17 protein-coding genes are annotated in these 16553 nt (G+C 63.0%); 7 read left to right on the forward strand and 10 right to left on the reverse strand.

Annotation, left to right across the window (positions count from 1 at the left end; all coding sequences use genetic code 11):
- Positions 1 to 217: 217 nt before the first annotated feature.
- Both ASD99_RS22230 and ASD99_RS22235 read left to right on the forward strand, forming a co-directional pair.
- Positions 218 to 430: a cold-shock protein gene (locus ASD99_RS22230; RefSeq protein ID WP_010910991.1), complete on the forward strand. Its 213-nt coding sequence runs from the start codon at positions 218 to 220 to the stop codon at positions 428 to 430.
- Positions 431 to 675: 245 nt separating this feature from the next.
- Positions 676 to 876 carry a hypothetical protein gene (locus ASD99_RS22235; RefSeq protein ID WP_057144874.1) on the forward strand — a complete coding sequence of 67 codons (201 nt, stop codon included), beginning with the start codon at positions 676 to 678 and terminating at the stop codon, positions 874 to 876.
- A 124-nt stretch (positions 877 to 1000) separates the two neighbouring features.
- Here ASD99_RS22235 and ASD99_RS22240 read toward each other — a convergent pair whose 3' ends face one another.
- From ASD99_RS22240 to ASD99_RS22250, 3 genes are all read right to left on the reverse strand, one after another.
- Positions 1001 to 1609 carry a glutathione S-transferase family protein gene (locus tag ASD99_RS22240; RefSeq protein ID WP_057144875.1) on the reverse strand — a complete coding sequence of 203 codons (609 nt, stop codon included), beginning with the start codon at positions 1607 to 1609 and terminating at the stop codon, positions 1001 to 1003.
- Between the two features lie 168 nt (positions 1610 to 1777).
- A complete protein-coding gene (locus tag ASD99_RS22245; protein WP_056595403.1) occupies positions 1778 to 2626 on the reverse strand; it encodes an EAL domain-containing protein in 849 nt (282 codons plus the stop codon).
- Entirely contained in the window at positions 2623 to 3519 is an 897-nt protein-coding gene (locus ASD99_RS22250; RefSeq protein WP_056595407.1) for an EAL domain-containing protein, read from the reverse strand. The genes ASD99_RS22245 and ASD99_RS22250 overlap by 4 nt, the downstream gene beginning before the upstream one ends.
- A gap of 195 nt (positions 3520 to 3714) precedes the next feature.
- Between ASD99_RS22250 and ASD99_RS22255 the strand changes: the two genes are divergently transcribed.
- Positions 3715 to 4917 carry a pyridoxal phosphate-dependent aminotransferase gene (locus tag ASD99_RS22255; protein WP_057144876.1) on the forward strand — a complete coding sequence of 401 codons (1203 nt, stop codon included), beginning with the start codon at positions 3715 to 3717 and terminating at the stop codon, positions 4915 to 4917.
- Positions 4918 to 4989: 72 nt separating this feature from the next.
- Here ASD99_RS22255 and ASD99_RS22260 read toward each other — a convergent pair whose 3' ends face one another.
- Positions 4990 to 5385, reverse strand: a complete 396-nt coding sequence (locus ASD99_RS22260) for a cupin domain-containing protein (RefSeq protein ID WP_057144939.1) — start codon at positions 5383 to 5385, stop codon at positions 4990 to 4992.
- 314 nt (positions 5386 to 5699) lie between these two features.
- On the opposite strand from ASD99_RS22260, the gene ASD99_RS22265 reads away from it, so the two are divergent.
- Both ASD99_RS22265 and ASD99_RS22270 read left to right on the forward strand, forming a co-directional pair.
- Positions 5700 to 7751 (forward strand): elongation factor G, encoded by a 2052-nt coding sequence (locus ASD99_RS22265; RefSeq protein ID WP_057144877.1) that lies wholly within the window; start codon positions 5700 to 5702, stop codon positions 7749 to 7751.
- A gap of 730 nt (positions 7752 to 8481) precedes the next feature.
- Positions 8482 to 8979, forward strand: a complete 498-nt coding sequence (locus ASD99_RS22270) for a methyltransferase family protein (RefSeq protein ID WP_057144878.1) — start codon at positions 8482 to 8484, stop codon at positions 8977 to 8979.
- A 168-nt stretch (positions 8980 to 9147) separates the two neighbouring features.
- On the opposite strand, the gene ASD99_RS22275 is transcribed toward ASD99_RS22270, so the two are convergent.
- On the reverse strand, positions 9148 to 10044 hold the full coding sequence (locus tag ASD99_RS22275) for a LysR family transcriptional regulator (RefSeq protein ID WP_056595422.1): 897 nt from the start codon (positions 10042 to 10044) through the stop codon (positions 9148 to 9150).
- A gap of 79 nt (positions 10045 to 10123) precedes the next feature.
- Positions 10124 to 11098 (reverse strand): thioredoxin-disulfide reductase, encoded by a 975-nt coding sequence (gene trxB / locus ASD99_RS22280; RefSeq protein ID WP_056595425.1) that lies wholly within the window; start codon positions 11096 to 11098, stop codon positions 10124 to 10126.
- A gap of 250 nt (positions 11099 to 11348) precedes the next feature.
- Between trxB and ASD99_RS22285 the strand changes: the two genes are divergently transcribed.
- Positions 11349 to 11828, forward strand: a complete 480-nt coding sequence (locus ASD99_RS22285) for an Lrp/AsnC family transcriptional regulator (RefSeq protein ID WP_057144879.1) — start codon at positions 11349 to 11351, stop codon at positions 11826 to 11828.
- Positions 11829 to 12097: 269 nt separating this feature from the next.
- Entirely contained in the window at positions 12098 to 12892 is a 795-nt protein-coding gene (locus ASD99_RS22290; protein WP_057144880.1) for a glycosyltransferase family 2 protein, read from the forward strand.
- A 4-nt stretch (positions 12893 to 12896) separates the two neighbouring features.
- On the opposite strand, the gene ASD99_RS22295 is transcribed toward ASD99_RS22290, so the two are convergent.
- The 4 genes from ASD99_RS22295 to ASD99_RS22310 all read right to left on the reverse strand — a co-directional run bounded on the left by ASD99_RS22295 (position 12897) and on the right by ASD99_RS22310 (position 16412).
- Positions 12897 to 13556, reverse strand: a complete 660-nt coding sequence (locus ASD99_RS22295; RefSeq protein ID WP_056595433.1) for an HAD-IIIA family hydrolase — start codon at positions 13554 to 13556, stop codon at positions 12897 to 12899.
- Positions 13549 to 14121 carry an SIS domain-containing protein gene (locus tag ASD99_RS22300; protein ID WP_057144881.1) on the reverse strand — a complete coding sequence of 191 codons (573 nt, stop codon included), beginning with the start codon at positions 14119 to 14121 and terminating at the stop codon, positions 13549 to 13551. The genes ASD99_RS22295 and ASD99_RS22300 overlap by 8 nt, the downstream gene beginning before the upstream one ends.
- Before the next feature lie 7 nt (positions 14122 to 14128).
- A complete protein-coding gene (gene rfaE1, locus ASD99_RS22305) occupies positions 14129 to 15622 on the reverse strand; it encodes a D-glycero-beta-D-manno-heptose-7-phosphate kinase (RefSeq protein WP_057144882.1) in 1494 nt (497 codons plus the stop codon).
- A gap of 157 nt (positions 15623 to 15779) precedes the next feature.
- The gene (locus tag ASD99_RS22310; RefSeq protein WP_057144883.1) at positions 15780 to 16412 is read right to left on the reverse strand and encodes a LysE family translocator; all 633 of its coding nucleotides are present in this window, start codon (positions 16410 to 16412) and stop codon (positions 15780 to 15782) included.
- Positions 16413 to 16553 lie beyond the last annotated feature (141 nt).

Raw genomic sequence — 16553 nt, forward strand, 5'->3', positions numbered from 1 at the left:
ATTGGGGCAGCCGTTGGGCAGCGCCTCGATCACGGCTTTCTCACGCAGTCTTGTTTTTTATGCGAAACCGGCCTATATGCGTTCCATTGATATTTCGGCCGATCGATCCGGGCCTCGCGATCTTCGCGTTTGCTGACGTCTATCTCCAAAATCTCGATGCACACCGGCTGGACCTCGGTCCGGTCAAACTAAAGCAAATGTTGAAGGACTATCTAAAATGGCAACTGGAACGGTCAAGTGGTTCAACGCCACCAAGGGCTTCGGCTTCATTCAGCCTGACGCCGGCGGCGCGGACGTTTTCGTCCACATCTCCGCTGTCGAGCGTGCTGGACTGTCGACCCTGGTCGAAGGCCAGAAGATCAACTTCGAGATCGAGCAGGACCGCCGCACTGGCAAGTCGTCCGCTGGATCTCTGAGCAAGGCAGCCTGATTTTGCGAAGTGCGCGCCGGGCGAGAGCTCGGGGCGCGCGGCAAGTCACGGATGTACTGACAGTCGCGTGAGAAGCGCGCTGGAGCGGAAAGACCCGACACGCTGGATCAGCAGATAGCTGCCAGCCCGGACCGGACGCTCCGGATCAGGCTACCGAAATGGGAAGGCGGGATTTATCCCGCCTTTTTGTTTGTCTGGGGTTGAGCGATTTCGCTTCGCAACGCCAACCATGTTATTTCCATTTCATGACTAAGCTCGAACAGATCGAAAAATCTGTCGCAGCCCTAAGCTCCGAAGAACTGAAGGCGTTTGCCAAATGGTTCAAGGCGTTTCAGGGAGATATCTGGGATGAGCAGATCGAGGCCGACGCCAAGGCCGGTAGATTGGATAAGCTTGCAGAGAAGGCTTTGGTTGAAGTTCGCGCGGGCCGGGCCCGTCCTCTCTGAATTGCGCAGTCAATACCTCAGCCAACCATCCCCCGGCCGAAGGCCGCAAGCCCGACCGGGCGTCGCGCCTGTTGGCGCGCCCCGTCCGGAGCAGCCGCGAAGCGGCGACGGCGTGAGGACAAAACTAAGGCAGCCACTCGATCGGCACATGCCCCGGATCGGCCTCCACTCGTCCAAGCCAGGCGGCGACCGCCGGATAGGCGTCGAGCTGGAAGCCGCCCTGCTCTGCCGTATGCGTGTAGGCATAGAGCGCGATGTCAGCGACGCTGAGCGCGCCGCCAGCGAAGAAGGCGTTGTTTTCCAGATACTTGTTCATCACGCCGAGCGCCTTGTTGCCGCGCTCCAGCGTCACCGCCAACCGCTCAGGCGTTGCATCCGCGGCTCTTTCGGGAAAGGTCAGCAGCGCCTTGCGCACGGCGATGTAGGGTTCGTGGCTGTACTGTTCGAAGAACAGCCATTGATAGGCGAGCCCGCGCTCATATCTGTCGACCGCCAGAAAGCGCGTGCCTTCGGCGAGATAGAGCAGGATGGCATTGGATTCGGCCAGCCGCCGGCCATCATCGAGCTCGAGCAGCGGCACCATGGCGTTCGGGTTCTTGGCGACAAAGTCGGCTTTGCGCGTATCGCCGGTGTGCGAACTCACCTCGACATTGGTGAAGGCAAGGCCAAGCTTGGCCATCAGCAGGCGCGGCTTGTAGCAATTGCCGCTGTCGATCATGCCGTAAAGTATCATGGCTGTTCCCCGGAGCGCTGTCTCCACTGGCGCAACTATCGCAGCGGCGGCGCCCTCAACCAATGATTTGTTTTGGCGCGACCATCAGCCCCGCTGATGTGTGGCGCGTGCAACGTAGGCAGTTGGCGAAACCTGGTGGTACAGCGTCCCCCCAATCGCCAAGGTTGCCTAGCCGAAAAGCGGCACAACCTTGTTGTCTCTACCCAACAAGGCATCGATCACGAGCGGCTTTTCCTCAAATACCGTGCCGGCCAAGGCCGGACGGGCGAGAAGAAAACCCTGCAGCAGGTCGACGCCGCCTTCGAGCGCGACGCGCAGATGGGTGGGCTGCTCGATGCCTTCGACCAGCACCTTGGCGCCTCGGTCATGCAGGCTGTTAACCAGCGGGCGGAAGAACCGCTCGGCGGCAGCGTGGCGGCAGAACTCGGCGAACCAGGTGCCGTCGATCTTGACGATGTCGGGCCTGAGCAGGCTCACCCGCTCCTCGGTCGAGTGCCCGGTGCCGAAATCGTCGATGGCGATGCGGATGCCGTCGCGCCGCATTTCGCGCACCAGCCGGGCTAGAAGCGCGTCATCGGCCGCCTGTTCCGTGATTTCGCAGACCAGCATGGCCGGCACGAGGCCGAAATCGGCGAGATGCCTGGTCATCAGCCGGATCTCGGCCAGCGCTCGCCCGGGATGGTCGTTGATCAGCGGATTGTAGTTGAAGAACAGATCGAGCCCGTCGACACCGATGTTGCGAAAATTCCTGAGATGCAGCGCCCGGCACATGGTCTCGACAAACAGCCGGTCCGAGGCGGCAATGCTTTCGAAGAAAACCCGCGGTGCGCCGGGCCGACCGGCACGGTGCGGCTCGATCAGCGCTTCGACCGCGACCGCGTGAAGGAACCGACCACGCGGCGCGAAAATCGGCTGATAGGCGCTGCGCAGCCGGAACTCGCCATAGATGCCGTATTCGATGCCGACTTCGTCGACCTGGATCGCATCGCCGACATTACGCCGCCGTTCAGGCCTCATGGCGCCACCCTGCGCCCGAACGCCTTCACCGGCCGCGCCGAATGCGGTGCCGGGGCGGGATCAGGCGTGTCGCCGACAGCGGCGGCGACAGATGCCTGCCTGGTCTTGTCGAAGACGCGAAAACTGGTCGGCGCCAGTTCAGGCCGCGCCAGCACGAAACCCTGCACCATCGACGCTCCCGATTTCTCGGCAAGCTCCAATTGCCAGCCCTCCTCGATGCCCTCGAACACCGTGCGGATGTCCTGCTCCTCGAAACTTTTCACCATGGTGGTCAAAAGCGCGAAGCCGGCGCCGGATTCCATCAGCTGGGTGATCCAGAAGGCGTCAAACTTGACGATATCCGGCTTCAGCTCCTTGATGCGGTTAATGTCGGAATCGTCGGCGCCATAATCGTCGACGGCGATGCGAAAGCCATTGGCCCTCAGTGCCGCGACGAAGCTGTGTAGGGTTTCCTGCGACGTCGACCGCTGCTCGGTCACCTCGCAGACGACGCGGCGCGGATCGATGCCGGCCTCATGCAGCACCAGCCGCATTTCCCGCAAGGCGACATCGGCAACGGTGCGCTCGGTGAACACCGACGGGTCGAAATTGACGAAGATCGACGCCTCCTGCGGCAGGCAGGCGCCGGCGTTCAGAAGATGCAACGTCCTGGTCAGCGCCTCGATATGCAGGCGGTCGGCGGCCGGACAGGTCGAGAAGAAATTCATCGGCGATTGCGGCTCGCCGTCGCGGAACGGCCGGATCAGCCCTTCGAACGCGGCCACCGAGAGCTTGCCTTCGTTGAAGGCGAAGATCGGCTGGAAGGCGCTTTGCAGCGTGTAGATGCCCCAGACACCGGTGGAGGTGCCGTCGTCCTGACGGATGATGTGGGCAAGCCCGACGCTGCGCGACACGGTTCCTCGCTCCGCGATTGGATTGCAATCCTGCCACTCAAGCCTCTACCGTCTGTTAATGAATTTATTGTTGCCGATCACAGCTCCTTGAGACCTGGATCAGCCGACAATGCTTGCACTGCGCGAAATCATGCGACATGAGAAGCGCCGCGGCCGCTCCCGGCCCGCGCCGACCTAGTTTGGAGATATCTGGTCATGGCCTTTCTTGCCGACGCTCTTTCCCGCGTGAAGCCTTCCGCCACCATCGCGGTGACGCAGAAAGCGCGCGAGCTGAAAAATGCCGGCCGTGACATTATCGGCCTCGGCGCCGGGGAACCGGATTTCGACACGCCCGACAACATCAAGAATGCGGCAATCGAGGCGATCCGCCGTGGCGAAACCAAATATCCTCCGGTTTCGGGCATCGTGCCGCTGCGCGAGGCGATCGCGAAGAAATTCAAGCGAGAGAACAATCTTGACTACAAGCCCGAGCAGACCATCGTCGGCACTGGCGGCAAGCAGATCCTGTTCAACGCTTTCATGGCAACGCTGAACCGCGGCGACGAGGTCGTCATCCCCCGCCCCTATTGGGTCAGCTATCCCGAGATGGTGGCGATCTGCGGCGGCACCTCGGTGTTTGCCGACACCTCGATCGACAACGGCTTCAAGCTGACCGCTTCCGTGCTGGAAAAGGCGATCACGCCGAAGACCAAATGGCTGCTGATGAACTCGCCGTCGAACCCGTCGGGCGCCGCCTACACCGAGGCCGAACTGCGCGCTCTGGCCGACGTGCTGTTGAAGCATCCGCATGTCTGGACGCTGACTGACGACATGTACGAGCACCTGACCTATGGCGATTTCGTCTTCAAGACCATCGCCGAGGTCGAGCCGAAGCTCTACGAGCGCACGCTGACCATGAACGGCGTGTCGAAAGCCTATGCCATGACCGGCTGGCGCATCGGCTATGCCGCCGGTCCCGTCCAGTTGATCAAGGCGATGGACATGATCCAGGGCCAGCAGACATCAGGCGCCTGCACCATCGCGCAATGGGCTTCCGTCGAGGCGCTTAACGGCCCGCAGGACTTCATCGCCAGGAACAAGGCGATCTTTCAAGGGAGGCGCGACCTTGTCGTGTCGATGCTAAACCAGGCGCGCGGCATTACGTGTCCATCGCCGGAAGGCGCCTTCTATGTCTATCCCTCCTGCGCCCAGTTGATCGGCAAGAAGACCAAGGCCGGCAAGCTGATCGACACCGACGAAACCTTCTGCTCGGAGCTGCTCGAGGCCGAGGGTGTCGCGGTGGTGTTCGGCTCGGCTTTCGGCCTTGGCCCCAACTTCCGCATCTCCTACGCCACCTCGGAGACGCTGCTGGAGGAGGCCTGCACGCGCATCCAGCGCTTTACGGCATCGTTGACCTGATCAGGCGCACGGCCATCACAATCAGTGAAAACCCGGCTCGACGCCGGGTTTTTCCTATCGGCTCAGATAACATCAGTCGCCATACTGCTCATCGCTGACCGCTTCCAGCCAATCGGCATGGACGCCATCGATTGCCTCCTGCATGGCGATATGCGTCATCGCCGATTTCGGCGCCGCGCCATGCCAGTGTTTTTCACCGGGCGCGAACGAGATGACGTCGCCGGCCCTGATCTGCTGGACCGGTTGCCCCCATGTCTGAGCAAGCCCGGCGCCCGCAGTAACATAGAGCGTCTGGCCGAGCGGGTGCGTGTGCCAGTGGGTGCGCGCGCCCGGCTCGAAGCTGACCAGTGTGGCTCGCAACCGCGCCGGAGCCTCTTTCTCGATGATGGGCGTCTGCAGCACGCGGCCGGTGAAGTATTTTTCCGGTGCTACGATGGTCGGCACGCTGCCGCAGGCAATGATCTTCATGGTCGATGGTCCCAGAAACGGAAGCGGATAGGGCGACAAACTGCCCGTCCCAGTTTCGGCTGATATCGGCCAACGTGCAACAGCCCCCAAGCCGCTAAGCCAGCATCTGGCTATCGCATGGCGACGAGACGGCGGATTTCTATTTTTCTTGCCCTGCCGGCAAACAAGTGGGACGATGGATTTGGGCAGGTGGCACTTGAAAAGAACCCCGCCCGCGACGGTCGAACAGGCCGGCCGCCGCTCAGGACCGATTGACCACGCCTGAACCATGCATGCAGTCGGTCCTACGGGAAACGCCTGAGTGGAGGTCAGTCATGGGTACTCGCGCCGGAGGACGACGCACGGGACCGAAATGCATTGCCATAGTCGGTCCCTTTGCAAGCGGTAAGACGACACTTCTCGAAGCCATATTGGCCCGTACGGGCTCAATTCCCCGACAAAATCCCGTTTCATCAGGCAACACAGTTTCGGATCATTCGCCCGAGGCGCGCGCCCACGGCATGAGCGTCGAGGCGACAATCGCCACCACCGAATTCATGGGCGAGCAGATCACCTTCGTCGACTGTCCCGGCTCCATCGAATTTTCCTTCGAGGCCGAGCCGGTGCTGGCCGCCTGCGACCTCGCGGTCGTCGTAGCCGAGGCCGACGAAAAGAAGATCCCTGCCCTGCAGTTGATCATGCGCAAGCTCGACGATCTCGCCGTGCCGCGCATCCTGTTCCTCAACAAGGTCGACAAGGCAATCGCTGGTGTGCGCGACACGCTGAAGATGCTGCAGCCGGCCAGCGCCGTGCCGTTGCTGTTGCGCCAGATTCCGCTGCGCAAGGATGGCGTCGTCATCGGCTCGATCGATCTGGCGCTGGAGCGTGCCTACATCTATCGCGAATATGCCGAAAGCGAGGTGGCTCAGATACCCGACGACGACAAGGCGCGCGAGCTGGAGGCGCGCTTCTCCATGCTGGAAACGCTGGCCGACCATGACGACCAGCTGATGGAACAGCTGCTCGAGGAGATCGAGCCACCCAAGGACGCGATCTTCGACGATCTCGCCGCCGATCTGCGCGACGGCGCGGTGACGCCGGTGCTGATCGGCACCGCCGAGAAAGGCAACGGCGTGCTGCGCCTCCTGAAGGCGATCCGCCACGACGCGCCGGACATCGAGGCAACCCGCAAGCGGCTCGGCGCACCCGACGGCGCGGCGACCGTGGTCCAGGTGATGAAGACCATCCACACGCCGCATGGCGGCAAGCTGTCGGTGTCGCGCGTCCTCTCCGGTCAGGTCGTCGACGGCTCCGAACTTTGGCTCCCCGGCGGCGACACGGCCAAGGTCTCCGGCATCTACAGGATGCTCGGCAAGGACCAGTCCAAGCTCACCATCGCCAAGGCCGGCGACACGGTGGCGCTGGGCAAGCTGGATGAGGTCAAGACCGGCCAGACGCTGAGCTCGGCCAAGGGCGGCGCCAAACAGCTGTTCCAGTTCGAGCCACCGCAACCGGTCTTCGCCTTCGCGCTGCGCCCCAAGGAGCGCAAGGACGAAGTGAAGATGTCGGCCGCCATCCAACGGTTGGCCGAGGAAGATCCCTCGCTCAGCCTGCGCCACAACCAGGACTCGGCCGAAACCGTACTGTCGGGCCATGGCGAGATGCATCTGCGTGTCGTGCGCGAGCGGCTGGAAGGCAAGAACCAGATACCGGTCGAAGGCCATGCGCCGGCGGTGCCCTATCGCGAGACGATCCGCAAACCGGCGCAGCAGCGCGGCCGTCACAAGAAACAGTCCGGCGGCCATGGCCAGTTCGGCGACGTGGTGATCGAGATCAAGCCGCTGCCGCGCGGCTCCGGCTTCCAGTTCACCGACACCATCACTGGTGGCGTCGTGCCGAAGACCTATATCCAGTCGGTCGAAACCGGCGTGCGCGATTATCTGAAGTCCGGGCCGCTCGGCTTTCCCGTCGTCGATGTCGCCGTCAACCTGTCCGACGGCTCCTACCATGCGGTCGATTCCTCCGACATGGCCTTCCAGATGGCGGCCAGGCTGGCCATGAAGGAAGGCATGGCCGCTTGCTCGCCGGTGCTTTTGGAGCCGGTGATGAAGGTCGAGATCGTCACGCCGTCCGACGCCACCTCGAAGATCATCGCGCTCATCCCGCAGCGGCGCGGCCAGATCCTCGGCTATGACGCGCGGCCTGACTGGCCGGGCTGGGATGTCGTCGAGGCAACCATGCCGCAAGCCGAGATCGGCGACCTCATCATCGAGTTGCGCTCGGCGACCGCGGGCGTCGCCAGCTACCGTGCCGTCTTCGACCACATGGCCGAACTCACCGGCCGTCTGGCCGACGAGGCGATGAACAGCGACGGCAAGGCTGCCTGACCCATAGCACCGTCACTCGCCCCTCGAACCTCGATTCGAGGGGCAAAAAGAAAACGACGCCCGGCGGGGGCCGGGCGTCGTTTTGTTCGCGGACCGTTTCCTTGGGAGGTAAAACGGCAGGTCCGCCGCATTTGATGCCGCCGAACTTCGGCGGAAGAAGCGGTTCGGACGCGGTAGCCGCCTGAGCCCGGGCCGTACGAGTGATGCCCCCATCTCCCGTTCGAACCACACCGCGTCCTATGGTGTACATAGCAGGTCGCGGGCGTCCGCGATATGTTACCAGAGGTTACATGTCACTGTTACGTGGCAATTGTGATGGAATTTTTGGCCGACCCAGCAGGGTACAGGCAACAAAAAAGCCGGATCAACGAAGATCCGGCTGAGTTTGATTGGAAGTGCCTGTTAAGGCTAACCTCCAGAGGGGAACACTCGAGGGCGCTAATGGGAGGAGAACGCGCCCAGGAGATGAACTATATATGTGCTCATCATGCCCAAGAAACAAGCATCTATTTTGCAACACACGCATGCAAAAAGACGCAGGCTGTGGTCTAACCCATTCCAGGAGCCAGTAGGACCAGCAGAATCGCCAAAATGGAGCGCTGGCCGGGCGATTGTCACTAGAGAATCGCCAATCGCCGCCGGTTTTTGCCCCAAATTGCCAAAACCGCGTCATGACGTGGAAGCGGGCAGCAGGCGTTCATTTCTAAGGCAATCTGGGGGGAAGCAGCCAATGCGGACATTTTCGGCGATCGCCGGCAGTGCGGCCTTCTTCATTGCGGCACCCTGCGTGGTCGCCGGGCTGGTGCCCTGGCTGTTGACCGACCGCTGGGGCTTGCCGTGGTCAAGCCTGCCGGGCTTTGTCCGCGTTGGCGGGCTCCTGATCGTCGCCGCGATCGCTGTGCTGCTGCATGCCTTCGGCCGCTTTGCGCTTGAGGGCCTCGGCACGCCCGCCCCGGTCGCCCCGACCGAGCGGCTGGTGATCGGCGGTATCTACCGCCATGTCCGCAATCCGATGTATGTCGCCGTGCTGTCGATCATCCTCGGCCAAGCGCTGCTGTTCTCGAGCTGGACGCTGGTCGCCTATGCCGTCATCGGCGCGATTGCCATGGGCTCCTTCGTGCAGTTCTACGAAGAGCCGACATTGGCCCACCGCTACGGCGCCGAATACGAGACCTACCGCCGCAACGTGCCCGGCTGGCTGCCTCGCCTGACGCCCTGGCGGGGCTGATTCAGGTCGAAGCAGCGCCACATGGGGCATGCTGAGATTCAGGTCAGGCCGAGCCGAGAGCGGGGGATTCCGAGAACCGGAACGGAGCGGACATTTGGGTCCGTGGGTACCGGAAGCGCAGAAAGCCCTCGTTCGCAGGTCGGCATCACCTGAATATCGATATGCCCCTCAGAAGGACCAGCTTCGGGCCTTGGCAATGATGAAATCGCGGAACACGTGCAGCTTGGCCTGGTTCTTCATCGCGTCGGGATAGGCGAAATAGGTGTCGAAGGACGGCACCTCGGTTTCCGGCAGCAATTGCACCAGATCGGAGTCCTTGCTGATCACATAGTCGGGCAGCATGGCGATGCCGGCGCCGCCCTGCACCGCGCGCTTGATCGACAAGATGTCGTTGATCTGCAGCGTCGGCACCCTTTGTCCGCCCTCGAAATCGCCGACCGTTTCCAGCCAGTTCAGCTCCGACAGATGCGACGGTACTGGCACGCCGAAGGTGACTATGCGATGGCTCTTCAGCTCGGCGACCGAAGCCGGCTTGCCATGCTTGGCGACATAGGATGGAGCCGCGTAGAGGTGGAAATGCACGGTGAACAGGCGGCGCTGGATCAGGTCCGGTTGCTGCGGCTGGCGCAGCCGGATGGCGCAATCGGCCTGGCGCATGGTGAGGTCGAGTTCCTCGTTGGCGAGGATCAGCTGCAGGCTGATTTCGGGATAGAGCTCGATGAATTCCTGCACCCGCTCGGTCAACCAGCCGGCGCCCAGGCCGACCGTCGTCGTCACCCGGAGCACGCCGGAGGGGCGGTCCTTGGTCTCGGTCAAACGTGACTTGATGGTCTCGAGCTTCATCAGCACGTCATGCGCCGTGCGAAACAGCATTTCGCCCTGCTCGGTCAGCACCAGCCCGCGGGCGTGGCGGTTGAACAGCGGCACGCCGACATCATGTTCAAGCGCGCTAACCTGTCGCGAGATCGCCGATTGCGACAGATGCAATGTCTCGGCCGCGTGGGTAAACGACCCCGCCTCCGCCGCAGCGTGAAACACGCGTAGCTTGTCCCAGTCCAACGCCATGATACCCCTCGTTCCGTTTTGGCGTCTGAATGAAAAATCAGGCTTTTACACGGCGTTTCTAAGCCGCTCTCTGAACTCTCTACTCGGCCGCTTCGCGGTGCACTTCGATGCCGGCCAGATACTTCTCCGCCTCGAGTGCGGCCATGCAGCCGAGCCCCGCCGCCGTCACCGCCTGGCGATAGATGTCGTCGGTCACATCGCCGGCCGCGAACACGCCGGGCACGTCGGTGCGGGTCGAATCCGGCGCCGTCCACAGATAGCCGTTCGGCTTCTGCTTCAGCTTGCCGGCGAACAGTTCGACCGCCGGCGCATGGCCGATCGCGACGAACACGCCGTCGATCTTCAGATGCGTTTCCTCGCCGGTTACCGCGTTGCGCAGCTTCAGACCTTCGACCGAGGGCGGCAGCGGCGTCTTGCCGGGTCGGCCGGTGATCTCGTCGACGATCGTGTCCCAGATGACGCGGACGTTGTCCTTCTTCAGCAACCGCTCGCGCAGGATGCGCTCGGCGCGGAAATCGTTGCGCCGATGGATGACCGTCACGCTCTTGGCGAGGTTCGACAGATAGAGCGCCTCTTCCACCGCCGAATTGCCGCCGCCGATCACCGCGACATCCTTGCCGCGGTAAAAGAAGCCGTCGCAGGTGGCGCAGGCCGAGACGCCAAAGCCCATGAAGGTCTGTTCGGTCGGAATGCCCAGCCATTTCGCTTGCGCGCCGGTGGCGATGATCAGTGCGTCGGCGGTATAGGTGGTGCCCGAATCGCCCTTGGCGCGGAACGGCCGCACGTTGAGATCGACCTCGGTGATGATGTCGTTGATGATGTCGGTGCCGACATGCTCGGCCTGCTTCAGCATCTGCTCCATCAGCCACGGACCCTGGATCGGGTCGGCGAAGCCGGGATAGTTCTCGACATCGGTGGTGATCATCAGCTGACCGCCCTGCTGCAGGCCGGCGACCAGCATCGGCTTCAGCATGGCGCGAGCGGCGTAGACCGCCGCCGTATAGCCGGCCGGGCCGGAACCGATGATGAGAACGGGCGCGTGCTTGGTGGTCATCTAAAGCCTCTGCGGAGGGCTGCCGGCAATTGCGGCATGGAAAACTCGATCGTTGTCGCGCGTAATGTAAGTGTTGCCCACGACGCCAGCAAGGCAAGTTGGCGTTCGTCCCCGGAAAGCTTTGTCGCACCCTGTTGCCGCTTGATCCTGCGAAATATTCCGGGCGAGGGATGGAATGGACAGCGAAGTCGTTTAATTACAAAATCACGCAAGATTCTTGCGCGTGGCCCCTGACTTCTCGAGAGCCCTCATGCCGCTCAAGGCCGACCTCGACGCTATCGACTGGAAGATTCTGCGCGAACTGCAGGGCGACGGCCGCATGACCAATGTCGAATTGTCGAACCGCGTCGGCATTTCGGCGCCGCCATGCCTGCGCCGCGTCAAGCGGCTGGAGGAAGCCGGCATCATCCGCGGCTACCGCGCTTTGCTCAATGCACCGGCGCTCGGCCTCGATGTCGTCGCCTTCTGCCTGATCGGCCTGCATCACCAGGCCGACGCCGAGCTGCGCACCTTTGCCGAACGCACCCGCGGCTGGCCGATCGTGCGCGACGCCTGGATGGTGTCGGGCGAATCCGATTTCCTGCTGCATTGCGTGGCGAGCGACCTCGGCGCCTTCCAGACCTTCGTCATCGAGGAGCTGACCTCGACCCCGAATGTCGACACGGTGCGCACCGCGCTCACCATCCGTCGGGTCAAGGATGAAGGGCTGGTCTCGTTCGCACAGCCTTGAGCCGGTTGAACGTCAGCGCCGCGTCGGACCTGGCGGACGCGGGTTGCGGACTTCGCCATATCAGGGCCGCTTTGGCATTCGATAGGCTGTCGTGTAGAAGCCGGATCGTTGTGCCGTGACCCGTCGTGTTGGTTTCCTAAAGCAATTCCGAAAAAAGTGTGTAACGGTTTTCCTGGGAAAAGCGCATAGCGCTTTCCCTTGGGGATTGCGCAAAAACAGATGGGGCGAAGCAGCGCAATTCCGAGAACAGTGTGCCTTGGGGTGGGACCATGACTCGATTTGCTAGCCCGGTTTCGGCGCTGGTCATCTGCATGAACGAAGCCGACATGATCGGCCAGTGCCTGGAAAGCGTCGACTTCTGCGCCGAGATCATCGTCGTCGATTCAGGCTCGACGGACAGCACCCTGGACGTCGTCCAGGAGTTCACCGCCAAGGGCTACCCGATAAGGCTGTTTCACAACGACTGGCCGGGTTTTCCCCGTCAGCGGCAATTCGCCCTCGATCAGGCCACGCAGCCATGGTGCCTTTCAATTGAAGCCGATGAGGCCATCGACGATCTGCTCAGGCAGTCGATCATGGACGTGACGCAGTCTCGCAATGTCGGCTTCGACGGATGGTACATAAGGCGCCGCGACAAACTGAAAGGCTATGGCTATGCGCACCGCTGGGTGCTGCACAACAGGCTGCTGCGCCTTTTCCGCCGGGACAAGGCCACCATGGACCTCAACTTGCGGGTCCATGAATCGTTCGAGGTGCCGGGCGAAACCGGCACGATTGAAAACGGCGTGCTGCTGCACCGTCGCGAAATGACCATCGCGGAGGACCTGGCCAGGGCCAACACCTACTCCAGCCTCAAGGTTGCCACCCTGGTCGAGAGGGGCAAGAAGCCTGGCCTGGTAAAACTGGTGCTGTCGCCGCTCGGCAACTTCCTGAAATTCTACCTGGCCAAGCGCTACTTCCTGTGTGGCCGGCACGGCTTCGTCTATTCGATGATGGTGATGGTGTATTCGTTCGCCACCGAGGCCAAGCTTTATGAAGCCTCGCGAGACATCGATCCGGTGTGAGCCGTCACTGCTCGCCCGACACGGCGCCAAGTGCCGCTATTGCTGCGAGCAGACCTTCGAAATCCTCGCGCTCGCGCCAGGGCCTGACCGTGAAGCCCGATTGAACAGCCGCTTGCCCGTCGACCAGCCAGCCCAGCGAGAGGCCGGCACGCTGTCCCGCCTCCATGTCGGCCTTCTTGTCACCAACGATCAGCGAACGCTGCAGATCGAGCCCGAGGCGCTTGGCCGCCTCAAGCAGCATACCCGGATTGGGCTTGCGCATCGGATGATCGGCAACCGCAAGCGCGCCGGAGCCCGCTTCGTGATAGGCGCAGGCGACGACCATATCCACGAACGCATTGTCGGCGCGCAACAGGTCGAGCACGCGGCCGTTGACCGCGGCGAAATCGCCCCAGCCGCAATAGCCGCGCGCGATGCCCGACTGGTTGGTGACGATGATGACGGGAAGGCCGGCGCGGTTGGCGGCAGTGATCGCCGCGGCGATATCCGCGCACAGCACCATTTCGGCTGGATCGTCGGGATAACCGGTATCGACGTTGATAGTGCCGTCGCGGTCGAGGAACAGCGCCGGCGCGCCGGGGGGAAACACCGTCGAGCCTATTCGTTCGACCCATAGGCCGGGCTCCGCCAGCGGATAGGGACCGGACGTCGTGGAATCAGCCATTGCTGAGACGCGCTTCGACCACCTCGCACAGATAATGATAGAGGCACAGATGCCCCTGCTGGATGATCGGCGTTGAGGTCGACGGCACATTGAGCAGGATGTCGGACAGCGGCTTCAGCTTGCCGCCGGTGTCGCCGGTCAGGCTGATCACCGTCATGTCCATCATCCGCGCCTGTTCGGCGGCGGCGAGAATGCTCGGCGAATTGCCGCTGGTCGAGATTGCCAGAAGCACGCCGCCGGCCGCGCCATGCGCCTCGACCTGGCGCGAAAACACCGTATCGAAGCCATAATCATTGCCCCAGGCGGTCAGCACGGCGGCGTTAGCCGGCAGCGCGATGACGTTGTAGGCCTTGCGCTCCTTGAGGAAGCGGCCGACCAGTTCGCCGGCAATATGGATGGCGTCGCTGGCCGAGCCGCCATTGCCAGCGATCAGCAAGGCTTTCCCCGACGAAAGCGCCGTCACGACAGCGCTCGCCGCCCGCTCCATCTCGCTGGTGAGGTCGCGCTCGACCATGGCTGATATGGCAGCCGCCGAGCGGACCAGGTAATCGTTCAAGTCGGACATGAAACCCTCAGTTTGTGGTGCCGCCGGCGCGCAATTTGCCAATGGTGTTGGTGGTGCTCTTGCCGGCGACGAGATCGACCAGCACGACGCGCCCGCCGGCCTTCTGCACCACATCGGCGCCGACCACGGTGTCGACCGTGTAGTCGGCCCCCTTGACCAGTATGTCGGGCAGCAGAGCTTCGATCAGCGCCAGCGGCGTGTCCTCTTCGAACACCACGACCGCATCGACCGAGGCGAGCGCCGCGAGCACGCAGGCGCGGTCGTGCTGGTCGTTGACCGGACGGCCAACGCCCTTGAGGCGCCGCACAGAGGCATCGCTGTTGAGGCCGAGCACCAGCCGGTCGCACTGGCTGCGCGCCGCGTGCAAGAGGCTGACATGGCCGGCATGCAGGATGTCGAAACAGCCATTGGTGAAGCCGACGCTCAAGCCTTCTTCCTTCCACGCCGCGACCATGCGTGCGGCCGATGTGGCATCGAGGATGGCATCCTTGTGGGCGGTCGGTCCGTGTGAGCGGAACAGTGCGCCGGTGAGTTCCTCGACCGTCAGCCGCGCGGTGCCGCGCTTGCCCACCACGACGCCGCCGGCGGCATTGGCGATCGAGGCCGCCATGACGGTATCAGCGCCTACGGCCAGTGCCAGCGCGAAGCTGGCGATGACCGTGTCGCCGGCGCCCGAAACGTCGAACACTTCGCGCGCCTGGGTGGCGATGTGGCGTGCCTCGGTCGGGCCGACCACGCTCATGCCCTTTTCGCTACGCGTCGCGACGACGAAGTCGAAGCCGTGTGCAGAAATCAACTGGCGCGCTGCAGCCACGATCTCGTCATCGGCGAACACCGGGTGGCCTACGGCCTCGCCGAGTTCCTTGCGGTTGGGGGTGATGGCGGTCGCCCTGGCATAGCGCGCATAGTCGCGGCCCTTCGGGTCGACCAGAACCGGTTTTCCCGCCTCGCGGCAGATGCCGATCAGATCAGCAGCGACGCCGTCGAGCAGGATGCCCTTGCCGTAATCGGACAGGATGACGATGTCGGCGCGCGGCAGTGCCTCGCGGAAATGCCGGATCAGGCCGGCGCGCTCCGCGGCACCCAGCGGCTTGATTTCCTCCTCGTCGAAGCGCAGCACCTGCTGGTTGAGCGCGCTGAAGCGGCTCTTCGACGAGGTCATGCGGCCGCGATCCTGTGTCAGGCCAGCCGTGTCGACGCCAAGCTCGCCGAGCATCCGCACCAGGCTGTCGCCCGCTACATCGGTGCCGATGACCGAGACGGGAACGGCGGTGGCCCCGAGCGAAACGATGTTGGCCACGACATTGCCGGCGCCGCCCATCGTCGAGGTCTCGCCGCGCCCGTGCAGCACCGGGATCGGCGCTTCCGGCGAGATCCGCTCGATGACGCCGTAGACGAAACGGTCGAGGATGAAGTCGCCGACCACCAGCACGGTGGCCTGGCCGAACCGCGCAATGGCGCGATGCAGGGGTTCGGGGGAAGGCGGATTGTGCTTGATCATGTCATTGGCAACGCATGGAAAAGGCCGATTTCAATCTTGCTGGTCATCATCGTCAGACAGGCCGGACAGTTCATGGCCCAGATCGTTCATGGCGAAAGCCGATATACCGCAAATCCATGCAGTGCAACGGCAGGGCATGACCGCGAAGGCCGGTCGGTCAGCTCTTCTGCAAGGCGACATGGACCCCGAGCCCAACCAGGACCGCGCCGCCGGCCCGCTGCATCAGCCGCAGTACGCGGCTCGAACGCCGCAAGCGGCCGATAACCGCACCCGCCAGGAACACGCAGACGACATCGGCCGAAGAGAACATCAGATTGACTGTTGTGCCCAGCACGACGAATTGCAGCCAGACTGGAAACGCCGCCGACACATCGATGAACTGCGGCAGGAATGCCATGAAGAAGATCGCCGTCTTCGGATTGAGCACCTCGACGGTGATGCTCTCGAAAAAGGCACGTCGTGCCGATTTCCGCTCGATCGCGGGCAGCGCCGTATCGCCATCCACGCGCTTGCGAAACAGCGAGACGCCGAGCCAGATCAGGTAGAGCGCGCCGACCAGCTTGACCGCCATGTAGAGCGTCGGCACGGCGTGAAACAGCACCGACAGGCCGGCGGCGGCGGCGAAAACATGCACATAGCCGCCCAGATGGATGCCAAGTGCCGCCGTCAGCCCGGACCAGCGGCCGCGCGCCATCGTCTGCGCGGCGGCGTAAAGCATCGCCGGGCCGGGAATGTAGGCGAAGATCGCCGTGGTGGCGAAAAACGCCAGCAGCAGTTCGGTCGACGGCATTTCTTTTCTTTGTCCCTCACGATCATGCCGGGCGGCACGAACCGACTGAAGCGGAAGCTTTGCGGCGCCACTGTGACATCCGCTCCGTTGCCTGCTTTATCGACAGCCCACCCTGCCTCCCTTATAAGGGCCGGAATCGGC

It is taken from the genome of Mesorhizobium sp. Root695 (genome assembly GCF_001428185.1).
GTDB lineage: Bacteria > Pseudomonadota > Alphaproteobacteria > Rhizobiales > Rhizobiaceae > Mesorhizobium.

Coding starts and splice junctions, on each gene's coding strand:
- ASD99_RS22230 (WP_010910991.1), top strand. CDS start 218: ATGGCAACTGGAACGGTCAAGTGGTTCAACGCCACCAAGGGCTTCGGC.
- ASD99_RS22235 (WP_057144874.1), top strand. CDS start 676: ATGACTAAGCTCGAACAGATCGAAAAATCTGTCGCAGCCCTAAGCTCC.
- ASD99_RS22240 (WP_057144875.1), bottom strand. CDS start 1,609: ATGATACTTTACGGCATGATCGACAGCGGCAATTGCTACAAGCCGCGC.
- ASD99_RS22245 (WP_056595403.1), bottom strand. CDS start 2,626: ATGAGGCCTGAACGGCGGCGTAATGTCGGCGATGCGATCCAGGTCGAC.
- ASD99_RS22255 (WP_057144876.1), top strand. CDS start 3,715: ATGGCCTTTCTTGCCGACGCTCTTTCCCGCGTGAAGCCTTCCGCCACC.
- ASD99_RS22260 (WP_057144939.1), bottom strand. CDS start 5,385: ATGAAGATCATTGCCTGCGGCAGCGTGCCGACCATCGTAGCACCGGAA.
- ASD99_RS22265 (WP_057144877.1), top strand. CDS start 5,700: ATGGGTACTCGCGCCGGAGGACGACGCACGGGACCGAAATGCATTGCC.
- ASD99_RS22270 (WP_057144878.1), top strand. CDS start 8,482: ATGCGGACATTTTCGGCGATCGCCGGCAGTGCGGCCTTCTTCATTGCG.
- ASD99_RS22275 (WP_056595422.1), bottom strand. CDS start 10,044: ATGGCGTTGGACTGGGACAAGCTACGCGTGTTTCACGCTGCGGCGGAG.
- trxB (WP_056595425.1), bottom strand. CDS start 11,098: ATGACCACCAAGCACGCGCCCGTTCTCATCATCGGTTCCGGCCCGGCC.
- ASD99_RS22285 (WP_057144879.1), top strand. CDS start 11,349: ATGCCGCTCAAGGCCGACCTCGACGCTATCGACTGGAAGATTCTGCGC.
- ASD99_RS22290 (WP_057144880.1), top strand. CDS start 12,098: ATGACTCGATTTGCTAGCCCGGTTTCGGCGCTGGTCATCTGCATGAAC.
- ASD99_RS22295 (WP_056595433.1), bottom strand. CDS start 13,556: ATGGCTGATTCCACGACGTCCGGTCCCTATCCGCTGGCGGAGCCCGGC.
- ASD99_RS22300 (WP_057144881.1), bottom strand. CDS start 14,121: ATGTCCGACTTGAACGATTACCTGGTCCGCTCGGCGGCTGCCATATCA.
- rfaE1 (WP_057144882.1), bottom strand. CDS start 15,622: ATGATCAAGCACAATCCGCCTTCCCCCGAACCCCTGCATCGCGCCATT.
- ASD99_RS22310 (WP_057144883.1), bottom strand. CDS start 16,412: ATGCCGTCGACCGAACTGCTGCTGGCGTTTTTCGCCACCACGGCGATC.